The organism is Xanthomonas protegens (assembly GCF_038442435.1).
Classification (GTDB): domain Bacteria; phylum Pseudomonadota; class Gammaproteobacteria; order Xanthomonadales; family Xanthomonadaceae; genus Xanthomonas_A; species Xanthomonas_A sontii.
On the sequence record NZ_JAQJCQ010000002.1, the window covers coordinates 219,260 to 240,063 of the forward strand.

General features: G+C 67.4%; 11 protein-coding genes and 1 tRNA gene. 9 read left to right on the forward strand and 3 right to left on the reverse strand.

Annotation, left to right across the window (positions count from 1 at the left end):
* Positions 1–53 precede the first annotated feature (53 nt).
* Together dtd and rpoD are read left to right on the forward strand one after the other, a co-directional pair.
* The gene (dtd, locus tag PIQ37_RS04715) at positions 54–494 is read left to right on the forward strand and encodes a D-aminoacyl-tRNA deacylase (protein ID WP_342072567.1); all 441 of its coding nucleotides are present in this window, start codon (positions 54–56) and stop codon (positions 492–494) included.
* 114 nt (positions 495–608) lie between these two features.
* Positions 609–2,471 carry an RNA polymerase sigma factor RpoD gene (gene rpoD, locus PIQ37_RS04720; RefSeq protein WP_048490828.1) on the forward strand — a complete coding sequence of 621 codons (1,863 nt, stop codon included), beginning with the start codon at positions 609–611 and terminating at the stop codon, positions 2,469–2,471.
* 184 nt (positions 2,472–2,655) lie between these two features.
* On the opposite strand, the gene PIQ37_RS04725 is transcribed toward rpoD, so the two are convergent.
* The 3 genes from PIQ37_RS04725 to PIQ37_RS04735 all read right to left on the reverse strand — a co-directional run bounded on the left by PIQ37_RS04725 (position 2,656) and on the right by PIQ37_RS04735 (position 6,385).
* Positions 2,656–3,942: an AGE family epimerase/isomerase gene (locus PIQ37_RS04725; protein ID WP_342072568.1), complete on the reverse strand. Its 1,287-nt coding sequence runs from the start codon at positions 3,940–3,942 to the stop codon at positions 2,656–2,658.
* A gap of 92 nt (positions 3,943–4,034) precedes the next feature.
* Positions 4,035–5,339 carry a sugar MFS transporter gene (locus PIQ37_RS04730; RefSeq protein WP_342072569.1) on the reverse strand — a complete coding sequence of 435 codons (1,305 nt, stop codon included), beginning with the start codon at positions 5,337–5,339 and terminating at the stop codon, positions 4,035–4,037.
* Positions 5,336–6,385, reverse strand: a complete 1,050-nt coding sequence (locus PIQ37_RS04735) for a LacI family DNA-binding transcriptional regulator (protein ID WP_342072570.1) — start codon at positions 6,383–6,385, stop codon at positions 5,336–5,338. Before PIQ37_RS04735 ends, PIQ37_RS04730 begins: the two co-directional genes overlap by 4 nt.
* Positions 6,386–6,517: 132 nt before the next feature.
* On the opposite strand from PIQ37_RS04735, the gene PIQ37_RS04740 reads away from it, so the two are divergent.
* The 7 genes from PIQ37_RS04740 (at position 6,518) to PIQ37_RS04770 (ending at position 20,437) form a co-directional block, all read left to right on the forward strand.
* Positions 6,518–8,869 (forward strand): GH92 family glycosyl hydrolase, encoded by a 2,352-nt coding sequence (locus tag PIQ37_RS04740; RefSeq protein ID WP_342072571.1) that lies wholly within the window; start codon positions 6,518–6,520, stop codon positions 8,867–8,869.
* A gap of 570 nt (positions 8,870–9,439) precedes the next feature.
* Positions 9,440–12,601: a maltotransferase domain-containing protein gene (locus PIQ37_RS04745; RefSeq protein WP_407136574.1), complete on the forward strand. Its 3,162-nt coding sequence runs from the start codon at positions 9,440–9,442 to the stop codon at positions 12,599–12,601.
* A complete protein-coding gene (treS, locus tag PIQ37_RS04750; RefSeq protein WP_342072572.1) occupies positions 12,598–15,948 on the forward strand; it encodes a maltose alpha-D-glucosyltransferase in 3,351 nt (1,116 codons plus the stop codon). Before PIQ37_RS04745 ends, treS begins: the two co-directional genes overlap by 4 nt.
* Complete coding sequence (gene glgB, locus PIQ37_RS04755) at positions 15,945–18,128, forward strand: 1,4-alpha-glucan branching protein GlgB (protein ID WP_342072573.1); 2,184 nt, start codon at positions 15,945–15,947, stop codon at positions 18,126–18,128. The genes treS and glgB overlap by 4 nt, the downstream gene beginning before the upstream one ends.
* Positions 18,129–18,480: 352 nt before the next feature.
* Positions 18,481–18,556: transfer RNA gene (locus PIQ37_RS04760), tRNA-Ile, on the forward strand.
* Positions 18,557–18,652: 96 nt separating this feature from the next.
* Positions 18,653–19,756: a hypothetical protein gene (locus PIQ37_RS04765; protein WP_342072574.1), complete on the forward strand. Its 1,104-nt coding sequence runs from the start codon at positions 18,653–18,655 to the stop codon at positions 19,754–19,756.
* A gap of 498 nt (positions 19,757–20,254) precedes the next feature.
* Positions 20,255–20,437: a SymE family type I addiction module toxin gene (locus tag PIQ37_RS04770; protein WP_342072575.1), complete on the forward strand. Its 183-nt coding sequence runs from the start codon at positions 20,255–20,257 to the stop codon at positions 20,435–20,437.
* Positions 20,438–20,804 lie beyond the last annotated feature (367 nt).

A 20,804-nucleotide genomic window follows, 5' to 3' on the forward strand; every position in this document is an offset into this window, starting at 1 on the left:
ATCGCAACCGTTCGTCGCGGCGCAATCAATCCCCAATCCCCAATCCCCGCCCTATGCTCTCGCTGATCCAACGCGTCACCCAGGCCTCGGTCAGCGTCGATGGCGAGGTCGTGGGCCAGATCGGCCCCGGCCTGCTGGCGCTGGTGGCGGTGGAGCCGGGCGACGACGAGGCCAAGATCCGGCGCATGGCCGAGCGCCTGCTCGGCTACCGGGTGTTCTCCGACGACAGCGGCCGCATGAACCGCTCGCTGCGCGACACCGGCGGCGGCCTGCTGCTGGTCAGCCAGTTCACTCTGGCCGCCGACACGCGCTCGGGGATGCGGCCCAGTTTCACCACCGCGGCGCCGCCGGCCGAGGCTGAACGCGGCTTCAACCGATTGCTGGAGGTGTGCCGCGCGCAGCACCCGCCAGGGGTGGAAAGCGGCCGCTTCGGTGCCCATATGGTCGTCAGCCTGGTCAACGACGGCCCGGTCACTTTCCTGCTCCGGCCGTAGACGCCGGCGCGTTCCTGGCGGAGCCATTCAGGCTCCTCGTCCGGCAAGCGGCGGTCCGGGCTGTTATAATGCTAGGTTCACTCATTCACCTACCTGCCGGTGGCGCGAGCACTCATGGCCAACGAACGTCCTGCCCAGCAATCCGACATCAAGCAACTGATCAGCAAGGGCCTGGAACAGGGCTATCTGACCTACGCGGAAGTCAACGACCATCTTCCCGACGATCTGGTCGACCCCGAACAGATCGAAGACATCATCGGCATGATCAACGGCATGGGCATCGATGTCCATGAAGTTGCGCCCGATGCCGAAACCCTGTTGCTCAACGACGGCAACACCGGCAACCGCGAAGTCGACGACACCGCGGCCGAAGAAGCCGCGGCGGCGCTGACCGCGCTCGACACCGAAGGCGGCCGCACCACCGACCCGGTGCGCATGTACATGCGCGAGATGGGCACAGTAGAACTGCTGACCCGTGAAGGCGAGATCGCCATCGCCAAGCGCATCGAGGAAGGCCTCGGCCAGGTGCAGGCCGCGCTGGGCGCGTTCCCGCTGGCGGTGGAGACCCTGCTCGAGGACTACGAGCAGCACAAGGAAGGCAAGAAGCGCCTGGCCGAGATCGTGGTCGGCTTCAACGACCTGATCGAGGAGGAGCCGGCCCCGCCGGTCGCGGTGTCCGACGACGACAGCGCCACCGATGCCGATGCCGACGAGGATGACGACGACGACGTCGACACCGCCGAAGAGGATGCCGGCCCGACCGGTCCGGATCCGGCCGAGGTCGCGCGGCGCATGGAAGTGCTGGCCACCGAGTACGCCAAGTTCAAGAAGGCGCACGCCAAGAACGGCGCCGAGCACAAGCTGGTCACCAAGCTGCGCAACGACATCGCCGAGGTGTTCGTCACCCTGAAGCTGCCGCTGCCGCTGACCGACGTGCTGGTGCGCAAGCTGCGCGACACCATGGCCCAGGTCAAGGACCACGAGCGCCGCGTGCTGCATCTGGCCACCCACGTGGCGCGCATGCCGCGCAAGGACTTCATCCGTTCCTGGGAAGGCAACCAGACCAACGTGGCCTGGGTCGACGACGCGCTCAAGCGCAAGCAGAAGTGGTCGTCGGCGCTGCGCGACGTCAAGGACCAGATCATCGCCGAGCAGGAAGCCACCGTGGCGGTCGAGCAGGCCACCTACCTGAGCCTGGCCGAGCTGAAGGAAATCAGCCGCGCCATGGCCTATGGCGAAGCCAAGGCGCGCAAGGCCAAGAAGGAAATGGTCGAGGCCAACCTACGCCTGGTGATCTCCATCGCCAAGAAGTACACCAACCGCGGCCTGCAGTTCCTCGACCTGATCCAGGAAGGCAACATCGGCCTGATGAAGGCGGTGGACAAGTTCGAGTACCGCCGCGGCTACAAGTTCTCGACCTACGCCACCTGGTGGATCCGCCAGGCGATCACCCGCTCGATCGCCGACCAGGCGCGCACCATCCGTATCCCGGTGCACATGATCGAGACGATCAACAAGTTGAACCGCATTTCCCGGCAGATGCTCCAGCAGTACGGCCGCGAGGCCACCCCGGAGGAGCTGGCCAAGGAAATGGACATGCCCGAGGACAAGATCCGCAAGGTGATGAAGATCGCCAAGGAGCCGATCTCGATGGAAACCCCGATCGGCGACGACGAGGATTCGCATCTGGGCGACTTCATCGAGGACACCAACGTGGAGTCCCCGATCGAGAACACCACCAACATCAACCTGTCCGAGACCGTGCGCGACGTGCTCGCCGGGCTGACCCCGCGGGAAGCCAAGGTGCTGCGCATGCGCTTCGGCATCGACATGAACACCGACCACACCCTCGAGGAAGTCGGCAAGCAGTTCGACGTGACCCGCGAGCGCATCCGCCAGATAGAGGCCAAGGCGCTGCGCAAGCTGCGTCACCCGAGCCGCTCGGAACAGCTGCGCAGCTTCCTCGATATCGACTGATCGAGCGCGGTTCGCGGTAACGAAAAGGCCCCGCCAGTGCGGGGCTTTTTTGTGGGCGGAGGAAGGAGTGAGTCGCTACCTTGCGTGCGGATATTGTCCATGTGACGCGCCGCCGTCGCCGCTCCTACGACCGACAACACATAAGGGCGCCGGATCGCCGGCGCCCATGCTTGCCGCGTTGGTGTTACGCGAACGCCTTGCTGCCGCGCATCACCGCCAGCACGTCGTGGCAGGCGCCCATGGTGTGGTAGTCGGTCTTGCCGGCCGGGCTCTTCTCGTCGCTGTAGCTGCGGTTGTCGCGGCTGAGGATGCGGAACCAGGCGCCGTAGCGGTGGTCGACCAGGTGCTCCCAGGAGTAGGCCCACAGCGTGTCGTAGGCGGCGCGATACGTGGCATCGCCGGTGGCGGCCAGCAGCCGGGAGGCGGCGGCGATGGCTTCGGCCTGCACCCAGAAGTACTTGTCGTCGTCGCAGAAGTAGGTCGGCGCCGCAGCCACGTCGGGCACGCCGACCACCGGTGCCTCTTCGGTGCCGGAGGCGAAGCCGTAGACGATGCCGCCATGCTGCGCGTCCCAGCCGTGCGCCAGCGCGGTATCGAACAGGTGCCGCGCGGTCGGCAGCAGCCAGCCCGGTGCGGTGCCGGTGCCCGCCTGCAGGTGCCCGTGCAACAACACCAGCAGCTTGGACCACTCGACCTGGTGGCCGGGCTGGAAGCCCCACGGCCGGAACAGGTGCTTGGGGTTGTCGCGGTTGTAGTCCCAGTCCACCTGCCAGTCGGCGTCGTAGTGCTCCCACACCAGGCCGCCGGCCAGCGCCGCCTGGCGGCGGGTGATGTGGTCGGCCAGCAGCAGCGCGCGCTGCAGGTAGCGCGGCTCGGCGCTGGCCTCGTAGGCGGCGATCAGCGCTTCGCACAGGTGCATGTTGGCGTTCTGGCCGCGGTAGCTGGAGAACGTCCACTCCGGGGTGGCCTCGTCGCGGTACAGGCCGGCGGCGGCGTCCCAGTAGCGGGTTTCCAGCAACTGCCAGGTCTCGTCCATCCACGCATCGGTGTCCAGGCCGGCCTTCTTCGCGGTGGCGTAGGCCAGCAGCACGAAGGCCGCGCCGTAGGCGTGCTGGGTGCGGTCCTCGGCCACGCCGTCGCGCAGGGTCCACACGTAGCCGCCGCTGGCGGTATCGCGGTGCACCTCGCGCAGGTAGCGCAGGCCGTGGCGCGCGGCGTCCAGGTACTCGGCGGCCAGCGCCGAGTCGGCGAACTCGATCGCCGCCATCGCGTAGTTGAAGACGAAGCGGGTGCTGCTGACCAGGTGGCGATGGCCGGCGTCGTACACGCTGCCGTCGTCGCGGAAGTAGTGGAAGAAGCCGCCCGCCGGATCGATCGCGCGCGGGTGGTAGAAGGCCATGGTGTCGGCGATGTGCGCGCGCAGGACGGCGGCGTCGGCGAAGTCGGGCAGGGGTGTGGCGGGCAGGTTCATGCGGTTGGCTGGCGAGCTGGGTGAGGGAGGGGAAGGCAGTGGTGCGCGGCGACGGCGTGTGGCCGCCGCCGCACCGGGAACGGATCAGCGGATCAGTGCATCACGCGCGCGGTCGGCGCGGTGGTGGGCGCGGCCGCCGCCAGCTCTGGCGACAGGCGCGAACCGCGCAGGCCGTACCAGACGATGTAGGCGTAGCACAGCAGCGGGATCACGAAGGCGTGCTGGATGCCGATGGCGTCGGCCAGCGCGCCCTGCGCCAGCGGCACCAGGGCGCCGCCGACGATGCCCATGATCAGCAGGCTGGAGGCCTTGCTGGTCAGCACGCCCAGGCGCTCGATCGCCACGGTGAAGATGGTCGGGAACATGATCGAGTTGAACAGGCCGATCGCGATCACGCTCCACATCGCCACATGGCCGGTGCTGAGCATGGTGGCGATCAGCAGCAGCGAGGCGATGCCGGCGAAGGTCGCCAGCAGTTTGCGTGCCGGGACGAACTGCAGCAGCGCCGCGCCAGCGAAGCGGCCGACCATCGCGCCGCCCCAGTAGAACGGCAGATAGTGGCTGGCAGCGGCTTCGGTCAGGCCACCGGTGGTGGGGCCGGAGATGTAGTTGATCAGAAAGCTGCCGATCGACACTTCCGCGCCCACGTACATGAAGATCGCCACCACGCCCCACAGCAGGTGCGGGTGGCGCAGCGCGTCGGCGAAGCTGTGATGCGATTCGGCGCTGGCGTCGTTGTCCTCGCGCAGCGACGGCACCCGCATCACCAGCACGAACACCGCCAGCAACAGCAGGCCGCCGGCCAGCATCAGGTAGGGGATCTCCACCGAGCGTGCCTGCTCGATGCGGTAGGCGGACAGCTGCGCGGGATTCATCGCCGCCAGTTGGTCGGTGCCGAGCACCGCGCCGGCCAGGATCAACGGGCCGATCAACCAGGGGAACACGGTGGTGCCCAGCGAGTTCAGCGCCTGCGCGAAGTTGAGCCGGCTCGGTGCCTTCTCCGGCGCGCCGATCAGGCTGATGTACGGATTGGCCGCCACCTGCAGCAGGGTGATGCCGCTGGCCAGCACGAACAGCGCGGTCAGGAACAGCGGGTAGGAGGGCAGGCGCGCGGCCGGGTAGAACATCGCCGCGCCGATCGCCGCCACCACCAGGCCGATGACGATGCTGGCCTTGTAGCCGACCCGCGACACCACCGCGCCGGCCGGCACCGACATCAGGAAGTAGGCGCCGAAGAAGGTGAACTGGATCAGCATCGACTGCGCGTAGTTCATCTGGAACACGGCTTTCAGATGCGGGATCAACACGTCGTTGAGGCTGGTCAGGCCGCCCCAGGTGAAGAAGATCATGCTGACCACCGCGATGGCGGCGGTGTTGGACAGCGGGCGACGGCTCATGCAGCGACTCCGGGAACGGGCGAGAGGGCGACCCGGCTGCTGGCGCGCAGGCACAGCCGGGCGGGGGCGATGGTAAGCGCAGGCAGGGCCTGGCGGTGGCGCAGCGCATCCAGCACCAGGCGCGCGGCCTGCATGCCGCGCTCGCGCGGGGCGACGGCGACGGTGGACAGCGGCGGGGTGGCGACGGCGGCTTCGGGGATGTCGTCGAAGCCGATCAGCGCGTAGTCGCGGCCGGCCACGCGGCCGCGTTCGGCCAGGCCGCTGGCCAGGCCCAGCGCGACCACGTCGTTGTAGCAGACCAGCGCGGTCGGCAGCGGGTCGCGCGCGCACAGTGCGCCGGCCTGGCGCGCGGCTTCCAGCCGGGTCGGCGCGCATTCGATCAGCCACGCCGGGTCGACCTCGATGCCGGCGGCGGCCAGCGCCTCGCGGTAGCCGGCGCGCCGCTCGGCGCAGGAACTGGACTGGCGGTGGCCGCCGAAGAAGGCGATGGCGCGGTGGCCCTGCGCCAGCAGGTGCTCGGTGGCCAGGCGCGCGCCGCGGCGGTTGTCCAGCGCCAGCAGCGGCCAGTCGCCATCCAGCGCGCGATTGAACAGCAGCACAGGCAGGCGTGGTCCCAGCAACTGGCGCAGCCGCGCCGCGTCGGTGTTCTCGGTGGGCGATAGGATCATCGCCGCCGGGTGATGCTCGATCAGCGAGGCCAGCACGGTCTGCTGGCGCTCCGGCGATTCGCCGGTGCTGCCCATCAGCATCACGTAGCCGGCCTCGGCCAGCGCCGCGTCCACGCCGCCGGCGAACTCGGCGAAGAACGGATTGGCCAGGTCGTTGACCACCAGCGCCACCGCATTGGACGCGCGGCCGCGCAGGCTGGCCGCGCCGCGGTGGTAGACATAGCCCTGGCGGGCGATCTCCGCCGCCACCCGCGCGCGCGTGTCCGCGTGCACCAGCGGGCTGTTGCGCAGCACCAGCGACACGGTCGCCCGCGACACGCCGCAGGCGGCGGCGATGTCGGACACGGTGACGCGTTTGTCGGCGGGAGACGGCGCCACGGCGCATTAGACCGGTTCAAAAGGTCGCTCATCCTGCGCTGTCGTGATTCGATCCGCATTTTGCAGTGCAGCAAGGCATCGCAGCGGGTTTGTGCGATCGGTTTGGATCGATTCGATACCGGGGAGCCTGCCATGCGCAGCTTGAGGATGCTGGGCGGTGCCGCCGCACTGCTGCTGGCCGCGCTGTGGCCGATCGCGCCCGCCGTCGCTGCACCTGGCGCCAAGGTGGGCGAGCGTGCGGTGGCGGCGGTGGATCCCTTCATCGGCACCGGTGGCGAGGGCCACACCTATCCCGGCGCCACGGTGCCGTTCGGCATGGTGCAGCTGAGCCCGGACACGCGCATCCAGCCGCGCAAGGACGCCTACGGCTGGGCGGCGGGCTACCGCTACGACGACCGCAGCCTGGTCGGCTTCTCGCATACGCATTTCTCCGGCACCGGCCACTCCGACCTGGGCGACGTGCTGCTGATGCCGATCAGCGGCGCGGTGCGGCTGGAGCGCGGCGACCCGGACACGCCCGGCAGCGGCTACAGCGCGCGCTTCCGCCACGACGACGAGCGCGCCGAGCCGGGCTACTACGCGGTCACCCTGGACGACTACAAGGTGCGCGCCGAACTCACCGCCAGCGCCCGCGTCGGCGTGCACCGCTACACCTACCCGGCCGGCCAGCCGGCGCACGTGCTGCTGGACCTGCGCACCAGCCTGTACGACTACCCGGGCAAGATCAGCTGGTCGCGGCTGCGCCTGCGCGCCGACGGCACCGTCACCGGCTTCCGCGAGACCCGCGGCTGGGCGCCGGGTCGGCAGCTGTACTTCGCCCTGCGCTTCTCGCAGCCGCTGCGCGGCCACGCCTTCCACAACACCGAGCAGGACATCCCCTACAAGGGCTTCCCGCCGCCGGGCGACAACGACCCCACCCAGCGCGCGCAGATCGAAGGCCGGCAACTGGTGGGCAGCTTCGACTTCGGCGACGCCCTGCGCGGGCCGTTGCTGGTCAAGGTGGCGATCTCGCCGGTCAGCGAGGACAGCGCCATCGCCAATCTCGACGCCGAAGTGCCGGGCTGGGATTTCGACGGCGTGCGCCGCGCGGCACGCGCGCAATGGGCGCAGGCGCTGGGCGCGGTGGACGTGGACGCGCCGCCCGCGCAGCGCACCCAGTTCTACACCGCGCTGTACCACAGCCTGCTCGGCCCGACCCTGTTCATGGACAGCGACGGCCGCTACCGCGGGCCGGACAATGCCGTGCACCAGGCGCAGGGCTACACCCACTATTCGACGTTCTCGCTGTGGGACACCTACCGCGCGCTGCACCCGCTGCTGACCATCGTGCAGCCGCCGCAACGCACCAACGACATCGTCAACTCGCTGCTCGCGCACCAGCGCGAGAGCCCCTACGGCGTGCTGCCGGTGTGGGCGTTCCATGGCCTGGAGACCTGGTGCATGATCGGCTACCACGCGGTGCCGGTGATCGCCGACGCGTACATGAAGGGCATCCGCGGCTACGACACCGACGCCGCGCTCAAGGCCATGGTGGCCAGCGCCAACTACGGCCCCTACGACGGCATCGCCCAGTACCGCCAACTCGGCTATGTGCCGATCGACGAGGAAGGCGAGGCCGCCTCCAAAACCCTGGAGTACGCCTTCGACGACTGGACCATCGCGCAGATGGCGCAGGACATGGGCCGCACCGAGGTCGCCGCCACTTTCTCCAAGCGCGCCGGCAACTGGCGCAACGCCTTCGACCCGGACACCGGCTTCATGCGCGCGCGCAAGCGCGACGGCAGCTTCCGCACTCCGTTCGATCCGGATGCCAGCGGCTACGGCACCGACTACACCGAAGGCAACGCCTGGCAGTACTCCTGGTACGTGCCGCAGGACGTGGCTGGCCTGGCCCGTGCGCACGGTGGCGACGACAAACTGCTGGCGCGGCTGGACCAGGTGTTCGACGCCAAGGTCGATCCCAAGGTGTTCGCGCACATGGAGGACATCACCGGGCTGATCGGCTGGTACGCGCACGGCAACGAGCCCAGCCATCACGTCGCCTATCTGTATGCCTACGCCGGGCAGCCGTGGCGCACCCAGGCGCGGCTGCAGCAGATCATGCGCAGCCAGTACGCGGCGCGCCCGGACGGCCTGGCCGGCAACGACGACATGGGACAGATGTCGGCCTGGTACGTGTTCACCGCACTGGGCTTCTACCCGGTGGCGCCCGCCAGCAACCAGTACATCCTCGGTCGCCCGTTCCTGCCGCGCGCGACCCTGGCGCTGCCCAACGGCAAGCGCTTCACGGTGATCGCCGACGGCCTGGACGACGCGCATCCCTATGTCGGCAGCGTCACCCTCAACGGGCGCCCGTTGAACCGCGCGTTCCTGCGCCACGAGGAACTCATGGCCGGCGGCGAACTGCGCTTCACCCTGCAGGCTACGCCCAATACCGCCTGGGCGGCGGCGGGTGCCGAGCGCGCTTATTCGATGAGCGAGTGAAGGGCATTCAGTACTCGGGGTCGTATCCCGTAGGAGCGGCTTCAGCCGCGATGAGGCGTCCCCGGTAAAGCCTGTCGCGGCTGAAGCCGCTCCTACGAGGCAAGGGGCATCCGGCGTGGGTGTGGCGGGAACAGCTTCACGAAGGTTTTAAAGCTGCGTCGGTATGCATCTTAGCCGGGCCGAGGGCCGGTTCACCTGCGTTGCTCGCTGCAGACACGATGCGCGCACACATCCGCGAGTGTCAGCAGCGCGTGAATGTCTGCGGCGCCCAGCGTGAAGCGTGGCGTCGCGCAGCGTGCGCCGCCACACCCTGTCACAGCGCGTCGCGTCACATGCACGCGCATTTAATGTCATCCACACATTCCATTTGCGGCGTTCGTGGTCTTGTGGCGCGGCTGCATCGCATCGCGCGGACCGGGTGCGCCGGCACCGTTGCGATCTTTGGAGGCGCGACCGCGTGCAGGCGCATCCCGTTCCGACGCCGTTGCCATGCGACGGCGCAGTCCGCGCTGCCGGCAACGGCGCGCAGAGGCGACGTGTCCTTCTCATTCGTCGAACGGGATCTTCCGAATGCATGTCTGCCTGCTGTCTCTCTCTCCCCCTAACGATACGGCCGCGCTGGACGCGGCCATGGCGGCGGCGCAGGCGCAGGGCTGCGATCACATCGTCCTACCCAGTCCGTTCGCGCAGGACGCGGACGGACGCCTGCACGATCCGGCAGCCGACGACCCCGCCGGTCACGCACAGTTGCGCAAGTGGATCCAGCGGGCCGAACAGCACGGCCTGCGCGTGGTGTTGGATCTGCGCATCGACGAGATCGGTGGCGGCAGCCGCCTGCTGCAGGAGCATCCGCACTGGTTTCGCGCGCGCAGCTCGGCGCTGCCGGACCCGCGCGCCGAACGTGCCGCGCCGGACATCGCCCAGGGCCGATTCGCTTCCGCGGAGGAAGGCGCGGGATTGGCGCAGTGGTGGAGTGCGCGGCTGCTCGACTGGGTGCATGGCGGCGTGGCCGGCTTCCGCGTGTTGCAGCCGCAGCGCGTGCCGGCGTCGCTGTGGCGCACGCTGATCGACGGGGTCCATGCGCAGGCGCCGCACGCGCGGCTGTTGGCGTGGACGCCCGGGCTGGGCCTGGACGCCTTGCGCAGCCTGGCCGGCGCCGGCTTCGATGCCGCGTTCTCCTCGCTGGCGTGGTGGGACGGCCGCGGCGACTGGTTCTTCGACGAAGACAGTGCGCTGCGCGCGCTGGCGCGCCGCGTGATCGCCACCGTCGACGCCGACGCACCTTCCGCCGCTCCGCTGCCGTTGCCACGTGCGCAGCGGCAGCGCCTGGCCGCCGCATTCGGCGGTGCGTGGGCGATCGCCGCGCAAGACGCGTCGACGGACCATGAGGAGCCAGAACACGCGCAGTACACGACGTCCGAGAGCGACGCGTCCACGCCGGCCGCGTCGCTGCCCGATGCCACCGCGTCGCTGCGCTTGCGTCCGCTGCTGCGCGATGGCGCGCTGACCGCGGTGGCGGTGGAGCCGCTGCACGGCGCGCCGTGGCTGGTGTTGCTCAATAGCGATCGCGACCACCTGCTGCCGGTGCCCGGCCCGGCGCTGCTGCGCCTGCTCGGCGACAGCGAGGGCCTGCTCAGCGACCACGGCGAGCCGATCCAGGGCGAGCAGGGCGGCACCCTGGAAGCGGGCGAGGTGCGCATCTATCGCAGCCTGCCGGCGCGTCCGGTGCTGACCGCGGCGCGCGCACGCACCCCCGCCGAGGTCGCCGCCGGCGAAGCGCGGGTGTGCATCGAGTCGGTGACGCCGTCCGTGGACGACGGGCGCTTCCCGGTCAAGCGCACGGTCGGCGACCGCGTCTGCGTGGAGGCCGACGCGTTCTGCGACGGCCACGATCGCATCGCCGTGGCGCTGCTGTGGCGTGCCGCCGATGCGCGCACCTGGTCCAGCACGCCGATGCGCGCGCTCGGCAACGACCGCTGGCGCGGCGAGTTCCCTTTGCAGCGCCTGGGCCGCTACGAATTCCGCATCGAGGCCTGGCGCGATGTCTACGCCACCACCCACGCCGACCTGGAAAAGAAGCGTGCCGCCGGCACCCTGCTGCCGGTGGACGTGCAGGAAGCGCTGGCCCAGGTCGAGGCCGCGCGCGGCCGCAGCCGTGGCGCACTGGCGACGCGCTTGAAAGCCATCGCCACCCGCATCGCCCGCGCCGGCGACCTCGCCGAGAAGGCGCAGTTGCTGCTCGAACCCGAGACCGCCGAGGCGATGGCGCGCGCCGACGCCAAGCCGTTCCGCACCGAATACCCGATGACCTTCCGGGTCGAGGCCGAACGCCGCGCCGCGCACTTCGCCAGTTGGTACGAGTTGTTCCCGCGCTCGCAGAGCGGCGATCCGCAGCGCCACGGCACCTTCGACGACGTGATCGCGCGGCTGCCGCACATCCAGGCGATGGGCTTCGACGTGCTGTACATGCCGCCGATCCATCCCATCGGCGAGAAGAACCGCAAGGGCCGCAACAACGCGGTGACCGCCGAGCCGGGCGAACCGGGCAGCCCGTATGCGATCGGTTCGGCCGAGGGCGGACATACCGAGGTGCACCCGGAGCTGGGCGGGCTGGAGGGTTTTCGCCGCCTGCGCGCGGCCGCGGCCGAGCACGGCCTGGAGCTGGCGCTGGACTTCGCCATCCAGTGCGCGCCGGACCATCCCTGGCTGCGCGACCACCCGGACTGGTTCACCTGGCGCGCCGACGGCTCCATCCCGTACGCGGAGAACCCGCCGAAGAAGTACCAGGACATCGTCAACGTCGACTTCTACGCCAGCGGCGCGGTGCCGGCGCTGTGGAATGCGCTGCGCGATGCGGTGCTGTTCTGGGTCAACGAGGGCGTCACCCTGTTCCGCGTCGACAACCCGCACACCAAGCCGTTCCCGTTCTGGGAATGGCTGATCGCCGAAGTGCGCGGGCGCCATCCGGACGTCGTGTTCCTGTCCGAGGCCTTTACCCGGCCCAAGCCGATGTACCGGCTGGCCAAGGTCGGCTTCTCGCAGTCCTACACCTATTTCACCTGGCGCCAGCACAAGGCCGAGCTGCAGGCCTACATCGAGGAACTCAACAGCGGCGTGCCCAGCGAGTGCTTCCGCCCGCATTTCTTCGTCAACACGCCGGACATCAATCCGCTGTTCCTGCAGCACAGCGGGCGCAGCGGGCACCTGATCCGCGCCGCGCTGGCGACCACGCTGTCCGGGCTGTGGGGCATGTACCAGGGCTTCGAACTGTGCGAGGCCACGCCGCTGCCCGGCAAGGAGGAGTACCTCGACTCGGAGAAGTACCAGTTGCGCGTGTGGCCGGAGCGTGCGCCGGGCGACATCGTCGAGGAAATCACCCGCCTCAACCTGCTGCGCCGCCAGCATCCGGAGCTGCAATCGCACCTGGGCACGCGCTTCTACGTCGCGCACAACGAGCAGGTGCTGTACTTCGGCAAGTTCCTCGACGCCGCGCACCTGGCGCGCGGTCGCAGCCTGGTGCTGGTGGCGGTGAGCCTGGATCCGCATGCGGCGCAGAACGCGCAGATCGAAGTGCCGCTGTGGGAACTGGGCCTGCCCGACCACGCCAGCGTCGCCGTGCGCGACCTGTGGGACGGCCACGACTTCGCCTGGCACGGCAAGACCCAACACATCCGCCTCGATCCGTCGCGGCCGTTCTCCCTGTGGCGCATCCGCGCCGGAGCCACTGCATGAATGTCGCCGCGCCGTCGTCCCCTCAACTTGAGCCGCGCGCACCGGCCGGCGATGCGCGCTGGTACAAGGACGCGATCATCTACCAGGTGCACGTCAAGTCGTTCTTCGACTCCAACGACGACGGCATCGGCGATTTTCCCGGCCTGATCTCCAAGCTCGACTACATCGCCGACCTGGGCGTGGACACGATCTGGCTGCTGCCGTTCTACCCCAGCCCGCGCCGTGACGACGGCTACGACATCGCCGAGTACATGGCGGTGCACCCGGACTACGGCAGCATCGCCGACTTCCAGCGCTTCGTGGAGCAGGCGCACGCGCGCGGCATCCGCATCGTCACCGAGCTGGTGATCAACCACACCTCCGACCAGCACCCCTGGTTCCAGCGCGCGCGCCTGGCCCCGGCCGGCTCGCCGGAGCGCGCCTTCTACGTGTGGTCCGACAGCGACCAGGACTATGCCGGCACCCGCATCATCTTCTGCGACACCGAGAAGTCCAACTGGACCTGGGACCCGGAGGCCGGCCAATACTTCTGGCACCGCTTCTACTCGCACCAGCCGGACCTGAACTTCGACAACCCGGCCGTGCTGGAGGCGGTGCTGGAAGTGATGCGCTTCTGGCTGGACCTGGGCGTGGACGGGCTGCGCCTGGACGCGGTGCCGTACCTGATCGAGCGCGACGGCACCTCCAACGAGAACCTGCCCGAGACCCACGCCATCCTGCGCCGTATCCGCGCCACGCTCGATGCCGAATACCCGGACCGCATGCTGCTGGCCGAGGCCAATATGTGGCCGGAAGACACCCAGCAGTATTTCGGCGAGAACGCCGACGAATGCCACATGGCGTTCCACTTCCCGCTGATGCCGCGCATGTACATGGCGATCGCGCGCGAGGATCGCTTTCCGATCACCGACATCATGCGCCAGACCCCGGAGATTCCGGAGAGCTGCCAGTGGGCGATCTTCCTGCGCAACCACGACGAGCTGACCCTGGAGATGGTCACCGACTCCGAGCGCGACTACCTGTGGCAGACCTACGCCGCCGACCGCCGCGCGCGCATCAACCTCGGCATTCGCCGGCGCTTGGCGCCGCTGCTGGAGCGCGACCGCCGCCGCATCGAGCTGATGACCTCGCTGTTGCTGACCATGCCCGGCACGCCGGTGCTGTATTACGGCGACGAGATCGGCATGGGCGACAACATTCACCTCGGCGACCGCGACGGCGTGCGCACGCCGATGCAGTGGTCGATCGACCGCAATGGCGGTTTCTCGCGCGCTGATCCCGCCGCGCTGGTGCTGCCGCCGATCATGGACCCGCTGTACGGCTTCCAGGCGGTCAACGTGGAAGCGCAGCAGCGCGACCAGTATTCGCTGCTGACCTGGACCCGCCGCGTGCTTTCGGTACGCAAGCGCTACCGCGCGTTCGGCCGTGGCACGCTGCGCTTCCTGTACCCCGGCAACCGCCGCCTGCTCGCCTACCTGCGCTGCCACGAGGACGAGACCGTGCTGTGCGTGGCCAACCTCTCGCACACGCTGCAGGCAGTGGAGCTGGACCTGTCCGAGTTCGAGGGCCGGGTGCCGGTGGACATCCTCGGTGGGGGCAGCTTCCCGCCGATCGGGCGCCTGACCTACCTGCTCACCGTGCCGGCGTTCGGCTTCTATGCCTTCCAACTGGTCGGCAATGCCACCCTGCCGGACTGGCACGTGCCGGCACCGGTGCCGCTGCCGGATTACCAGACCCTGGTGCTGCGTGGCGGCACCGACAGCGCCGGCCTGCAACCGCACCTGCCGACGCTGGAGCGCGACATCCTGCCGGCGTGGCTGTCCACGCGGCGCTGGTTCGCGGCGAAGGACCGCGCGCTGCGCAGCGTTCGCATCGCCCGGCGCACGCCGCTGTCCGGCGGCGACGGCCTCACCTTGCTGGAGATCGAGGCGGAGCTGGACGACGGCGCCCACGAGCGCTACATCCTGCCGCTGGGCATCGTCTGGGAGCGCGAGCAGCCGAGCGTGCTGGCCGAGCAACTGGCGCTGGCACGGGTGCGCCATGGCCGCGAGGTCGGCTACCTGACCGACGCCTTCGCGCTGAAGCCCTTCACCGTGAGCATGCTCGCCGCGCTGCGCGACAAGGCGGAACTGCGCGTGGATGGCGAGGCCGGCAATGACGCCGCCGAGCGCATCCGCTTCTGTCCGACAGCCGCACTGCAGCGCGTGGACATTCCCGCCGATCCGGAGATCCGCTGGCTGTCGGCCGAGCAGAGCAACAGCTCGCTGATCGTCGGCGACGCGGCGGTGTTCAAGCTGCTGCGGCGCGTGTCGGCCGGCATCAACCCGGAGATCGAGATCGGCGAGCGGCTCACCGCGCTGGGCTACGCGAACGCCGCGCCGTTGCTGGGCCATGTCGCCCGCGTCGAGGCCGACGGCAGCGAGACCACGCTCGCCTTGCTGCAGGGTTTCGTGCGCAACCAGGGCGATGCCTGGCGCTGGACGCTGGATCACCTGTCGCGTAGCGCCGAGGAATACGACGCGGCACAGGACGATGCCGCGCGGCTGGAGATCGTGGCGAGCTACGACGCCTTTGCGGCGATCGTGGGACGGCGCCTGGCGGAACTGCATGCCTTGCTGGCGCAGCCCACCGACGCACCCGCCTTCGCGCCGCAACCGGTGGATGCGGCCGCCGCGCAGCAGGTGGTGGAGGGCGTGGTGCACGAGGTGCAGGCCATTTGGGACACCCTGCTGGCGCACCGCGACGCCAACGACGACCCGGCCGAACACGCCGCGGTCGACAGCCTGCTGGCCGAACGCGCGCGCCTGGATGCCTGGCTGCAGCAGGCGCCTGCGCTGCTGTCCGGCGCACTGCTGACTCGCGTGCATGGCGATTTCCATCTCGGCCAGATCCTGGTCGCGTTCGACGACGTGGTGCTGATCGACTTCGAAGGCGAGCCGGCCAAGTCGCTGGACGAACGCCGCGCCAAGGCCAGCCCGCTGCACGACGTCGCCGGTTTCCTGCGCTCGCTCGACTACGCCAGCGAAGTCTCCGCACGCGGCGAGGAAGGCACCGCCGCGCGGGTGGGCGTGGGCCTGGACACCGCGCAGGAGGCGTACCTGGCCGCGTTCCGCAGCCGCGCCAGCGCCGCGTTCCTGTCGGCCTACCGCGCCGTGCTCGATGCCAGCCCGCATCCGTGGGTGGCGCCAGCCGCGTTCGAGGCCACCACCTTGCTGTTCCTGATCGAGAAGGCCTGCTATGAAATTCGCTACGAGGCCGCCAACCGCCCGGCATGGATCATGGTGCCCATACAGGGACTGTTGCGCATACTCGACCGCTTTCCCGCGCCCCAGGAGTCGATTCGATGAGTGATGCCGTCCACGTCTGGGACGACGCGACGCAACGTGCCTTCGCCACCGCACGCCATGGCGACCCGTTCGCGGTGCTGGGCGTGCATCGCCTCGGCAATGCGCGGGTGCTGCGCAGCTACCAGCCGGGCGCCGATGCGGTGCTGGCGGTGCTGGAGGACGGCAGCGAAGTGCCGCTGCAGCAGGGGCCGGAGGGATTCTTCCATGCTGAATTGCCGCACGATGGCCGTTACCGCCTGCGCATCCGCTGGCCCGGCGGCGAGCAGGACACCGCCGACGCCTATGCCTTCGGCCCGCAGCTCAGCGACTTCGACCTGCACCTGATCGGCGAAGGCCATCACCTGCACCTGGCCGACGCGCTAGGCGCCAACGTGGTCGAGGTCGATGGCGAGCGCGGCACCCGCTTCGCGGTGTGGGCGCCCAACGCCTCGCGCGTGGCGGTGATCGGCGACTTCAACAGCTGGGACGCGCGCCGCCACCCGATGCGCCTGCGCCACCAGGCCGGCGTGTGGGAACTGTTCGTGCCGGGCGTCGGCCCCGGCGCGCGCTACAAGTTCGCCTTGCGCGGCCCGCGCGGCGAAGAACTGCCGGCCAAGGCCGACCCGGTCGCACGCCAGGCCGAACTGGCGCCCGGCACCGCCTCCATCGTTGCCGACCCCGCGCCGTTCCAGTGGCGGGACGACGCCTGGATGGCCACACGTGCCCGCCGTCACGCCCCGCAGGCGCCGATCAGCGTGTACGAAGTGCATGCCGGCTCGTGGATGCACGCCGACGACGGCAGCATGCTGGACTGGGACGCGCTGGCCGAGCGGCTGATTCCCTACGTGGCCGACATGGGCTTCACCCACATCGAACTGCTGCCGGTCACCGAGCATCCGTTCGGCGGCTCCTGGGGCTACCAGCCGCTGGGCCTGTTTGCGCCCACCGCGCGCTTCGGCAGCCCGGAAGGCTTCGCCCGTTTCGTCGACCGCTGCCACCGCGAGGACATCGGCGTCATCGTCGACTGGGTGCCGGCGCATTTCCCCACCGACGCGCACGGCCTGGCCCACTTCGACGGCACCGCCCTGTACGAACACGCCGACCCGCGCGAAGGCTTCCACCGCGACTGGAACACCCTCATCTACAACCACGGCCGTCGCGAAGTCTCCGGCTTCCTGATCGCCAGCGCGCTGGAGTTCTTGCAGCGCTACCACGTCGACGGCCTGCGCGTGGACGCGGTCGCCTCCATGCTCTACCGCGACTACAGCCGCAACGCCGGCGAGTGGGTGCCCAACATCCACGGCGGCCGCGAGAACTACGAGACCATCGCCTTCCTGCGCCGTCTCAACCAGGTGGTGGCCGACCAGGCCCCCGGCGCCATGACCATCGCCGAAGAATCCACCGCCTGGCCCGGCGTCACCGCCGACCTCGCCCATGGCGGCTTGGGCTTCGACTACAAGTGGAACATGGGCTGGATGCACGACAGCCTGCACTACATCGAACTGGACCCGATCTACCGCCGCTACCACCACGGCGAGATGACCTTCAGCATGGTCTACGCGTATTCCGAGCGGTTCATGCTGCCCATCTCCCACGACGAAGTGGTGCACGGCAAGCGCTCCCTGCTTGGGCGCATGCCCGGCGACGATTGGCAGCGCTTCGCCAACCTGCGCGCCTACCTCGGCTACATGTACACCCACCCCGGGCGCAAACTGCTGTTCATGGGCTGCGAAATCGCCCAGCCCACCGAGTGGAACCACGACGCCGCGCTGCCCTGGCACCTGCTGGATCAGCCCAACCACCGCGGCATCCAGCGCCTGGTCCGCGACCTCAACCGCCTCTACGCCGAACACCCCGCACTGCACGCCCGCGACGACGAACCGGAAGGCTTCGCCTGGGTCATCGGCGACGACGCCAGCAACAGCCTGTTCGCTTACCTGCGCAAGGCCCGCAGCGGCGACACCCCGCTGCTGGTGGTGGCCAACCTCACACCGCAAGTGCACCACGGCTACCGCATCGGCGTGCCCCGCGCCGGCCGCTGGCGCGAACTGCTCAACTCCGACAGCGAGATCTACGGCGGCAGCAACACCGGCAATGGCGGCAGCGTGCGCACAGAGAACGTCGGCGCGCATGGGCATCCGGCGTCGCTGGTGCTGACCATCCCGCCGTTGGCGGTGTTGGTGCTTGGGGTGGAGGAGTAGGGCGAGAAAGCAGAAGGGGCCGCGGCTAGAGGGCGGGAAGAGCCGGCTGTTCGGAGAGAAGCCGGCTGTTGTGGGAGGGACTTCAGTCCCGACGCTTTCCCGACCCACTGTCAGCATCTGAGCCTTAACCACATGAGATGCCAAGGATGCGCACCGATCAGGTGCAGTCCTTGGCGCTCAACTCGCTAAGCTCGCAGGCCGAGAGCAATTCTCGGCCCCGTCTACCGCCCCGGGCAGACAGCCCACCACCCCGACCGGTAAACTCACGCCCGCCTCGGCGCCTTCCTCTGCATGCACGCCAGAGGCGCCAAGCCGGCGGCCGACGCATGGCTCGCCCGCTCCGGACGCGTCCGGGCCTATAGCTCAACGGTTAGAGCAGAGGACTCATAATCCTTTGGTTCCAGGTTCGAATCCTGGTGGGCCCACCATCAGCATGCAAATCAATCGCATGTTGTCTTTTCTTGAATATGAGTGACTTGAAAGTCAACCTGACTCCGTTCTTCAATTAAATAATAGGTGGATATATGCGTGCCGCAGCCCCTGGTAATAAAGTTCTGCAGGCGCTTGAAGATACTGGATTCATATTGGAGCATAAGGTTGCGCTCAAGTTCCAAGAAAAAAAGTGGGCAACAATAAATGGCCGGTATTATTTGGATGATGTTGACGGTCGAGCTCGGGAGCTTGACTTGATTGCCTACAAGGTAAAAAAAGATAAAGAAATAGAGGTCGCTACCGTTGTTTTGGTGAGCTGCAAAAAAGATGCCAAAAATACAGTTGCCTTTATGAGCAGGGGGCGGCCTGAAAAAGATCCAAACGCTGACAGGGAACCAGTTCATTGGTGGACTAGGGCTGAGCCCTTAAGGTCGTACTTGGCCTCTGAGGAATGGAAAGTTCGCTACGTAGAATCCAGTAAAAATATTAAGGATAAATTACTTAGTCCTCAAAGAGAAATATTCGCATTTCAGCTGATTAGTGAAAGTGGAGCCCCGCAGAACGATAAGCCAATATTTGATTCTGTGACTTGCTTGATGAAGGCTATGGATCATGAGATAAATAGATTCGACACGGGTGGGAAAGGCAAGAGGAGAATATATCAGTTCGTATTGTGCACGATTTTTGATGCTCCTATGGTCGATGCTCAATATGAACACGCCGCGCCACAAGTAATTGAGGTGTCTCACATATTATACTTTTCGCAGTATATTGTTAGCAAAAAAGATAGGTCTGCGCTTGTGCACTTTGTCCGTTGGGAAGGACTTGAAAAATTTCTAGACGACCTGGGTGCACTACATGAACATAATGCGAGCTTCTTTAAGAGTGCAATATCTCTTGCGTACTCGGCGGTCAAAACTTCTTCATTGGTTAGGAAATACTTCTCTGAAAATCTTAGCTGGGAGTTTAAGTTTAAATTGAATGATCGGTTAAGGAAACTCGGGAGGAAAAAAAGAATAAACAAGGTGAGTTTTGAATACTACGGGGGTAAATTGGTAATTTCTCTTGACTTGGAGGATTCTGAGTCGGAAATCCTTAATCGGGATAGGGTAACTCGCGATGAGGTTGCTTCGTTATTAAAAAAGACCCTGCGCTATGCGGGCGAATTTTCGATTGAGGAAGATATACCGTTCTAAGCGCAATGGCGTCCTTGTGGGAAGCTTTTTGGATACCTCGACATAGAATGTGAATGTGCCTGCCAAGTAATTTGCCTCAGCTCAGGATGAGCTAATCTAATAGGCATTTTGTGATGCCAAATATTTCATTGGGCTGCGCTTGCATGGTCTTTGGCTGGAAGGTCTCGGCTTCGCGGTGGGCGGCAAGTTGTGCATCCCTATGGCCGATGGCGCCCCGCTGATCACGGCTGCGCCGGTGCAGCAAACGGCGGCGAATAAGCAACTTAGGTGCAAGCTAGCGCCCTAGCCGGTCTATTTGGAGATAGCGTTGCCGGGGCGGCCGGTGTGAGCCGAATCGCTCGAGGGGCAGCGGCGGCGCGGCGGTGGCCGCGTTGTTGCTACATGCGGACTCCTCGGACGGAGCCGCTCCTCGTATGGCGGTATGTCATAGGGGCCTTGCATACGCTGCGGTGATTGACCAGATATCGGGGTCGGGTTGACTTAATCTGCACAGGAAGCATGCGCATCGGGCGGCAGGTGCCGAGCCTGCGTTTGCATGGCCTATGGCTGGAAGGCATCGGCTTCGCGGTGGGCAGCAAGGTGCGCATCCCGATGACCAATGGCGCCCTGCTGATCACGGCTGCGTCGGCGGGGACGCAGCCTGCGGCGAAGAAGCGACGCAGGTGCAAGGTGGCGCCGTAGCCGCTCGGTTTTGAAGGTGGCTTTGCCGGGGCGGGGCCGTGAGCCGAAGCGCTTGACGGTGTAGATGACGCGTGCCGGTCGCGTCGGCCCCTTGAACGGAGGGTGCCTCCCCGACGTGTGGCATCGGCCGTCCGGGTGGGCGAATGCGGACCTTGCGCGGCGATTGGCGGCCCCAATCACTGCAGGAAAGTGCGGTGATTGGGCCAAGGAGGCAGTGGAGGCCACAGGCATCGGGAGCGATGCAGTAGGCCGAGGACATCGCCTATCGGTTCCCAGCAAGTTCACCATTGGCAGGTGCGTCATGCCAGCGCGCCTGGCGTTCGGCAGCTCAGCCCGCCTTTGCCGCCCACTGCACCGCATCTCGGTC

Excerpts from the sequence above, each read along its gene's own strand:
- dtd (WP_342072567.1), top strand. The coding sequence starts at position 54 with ATGCTCTCGCTGATCCAACGCGTCACCCAGGCCTCGGTCAGCGTCGAT.
- rpoD (WP_048490828.1), top strand. The coding sequence starts at position 609 with ATGGCCAACGAACGTCCTGCCCAGCAATCCGACATCAAGCAACTGATC.
- PIQ37_RS04725 (WP_342072568.1), bottom strand. The coding sequence starts at position 3,942 with ATGAACCTGCCCGCCACACCCCTGCCCGACTTCGCCGACGCCGCCGTC.
- PIQ37_RS04730 (WP_342072569.1), bottom strand. The coding sequence starts at position 5,339 with ATGAGCCGTCGCCCGCTGTCCAACACCGCCGCCATCGCGGTGGTCAGC.
- PIQ37_RS04740 (WP_342072571.1), top strand. The coding sequence starts at position 6,518 with ATGCGCAGCTTGAGGATGCTGGGCGGTGCCGCCGCACTGCTGCTGGCC.
- PIQ37_RS04745 (WP_407136574.1), top strand. The coding sequence starts at position 9,440 with ATGCATGTCTGCCTGCTGTCTCTCTCTCCCCCTAACGATACGGCCGCG.
- treS (WP_342072572.1), top strand. The coding sequence starts at position 12,598 with ATGAATGTCGCCGCGCCGTCGTCCCCTCAACTTGAGCCGCGCGCACCG.
- glgB (WP_342072573.1), top strand. The coding sequence starts at position 15,945 with ATGAGTGATGCCGTCCACGTCTGGGACGACGCGACGCAACGTGCCTTC.
- PIQ37_RS04765 (WP_342072574.1), top strand. The coding sequence starts at position 18,653 with ATGCGTGCCGCAGCCCCTGGTAATAAAGTTCTGCAGGCGCTTGAAGAT.
- PIQ37_RS04770 (WP_342072575.1), top strand. The coding sequence starts at position 20,255 with ATGCGCATCGGGCGGCAGGTGCCGAGCCTGCGTTTGCATGGCCTATGG.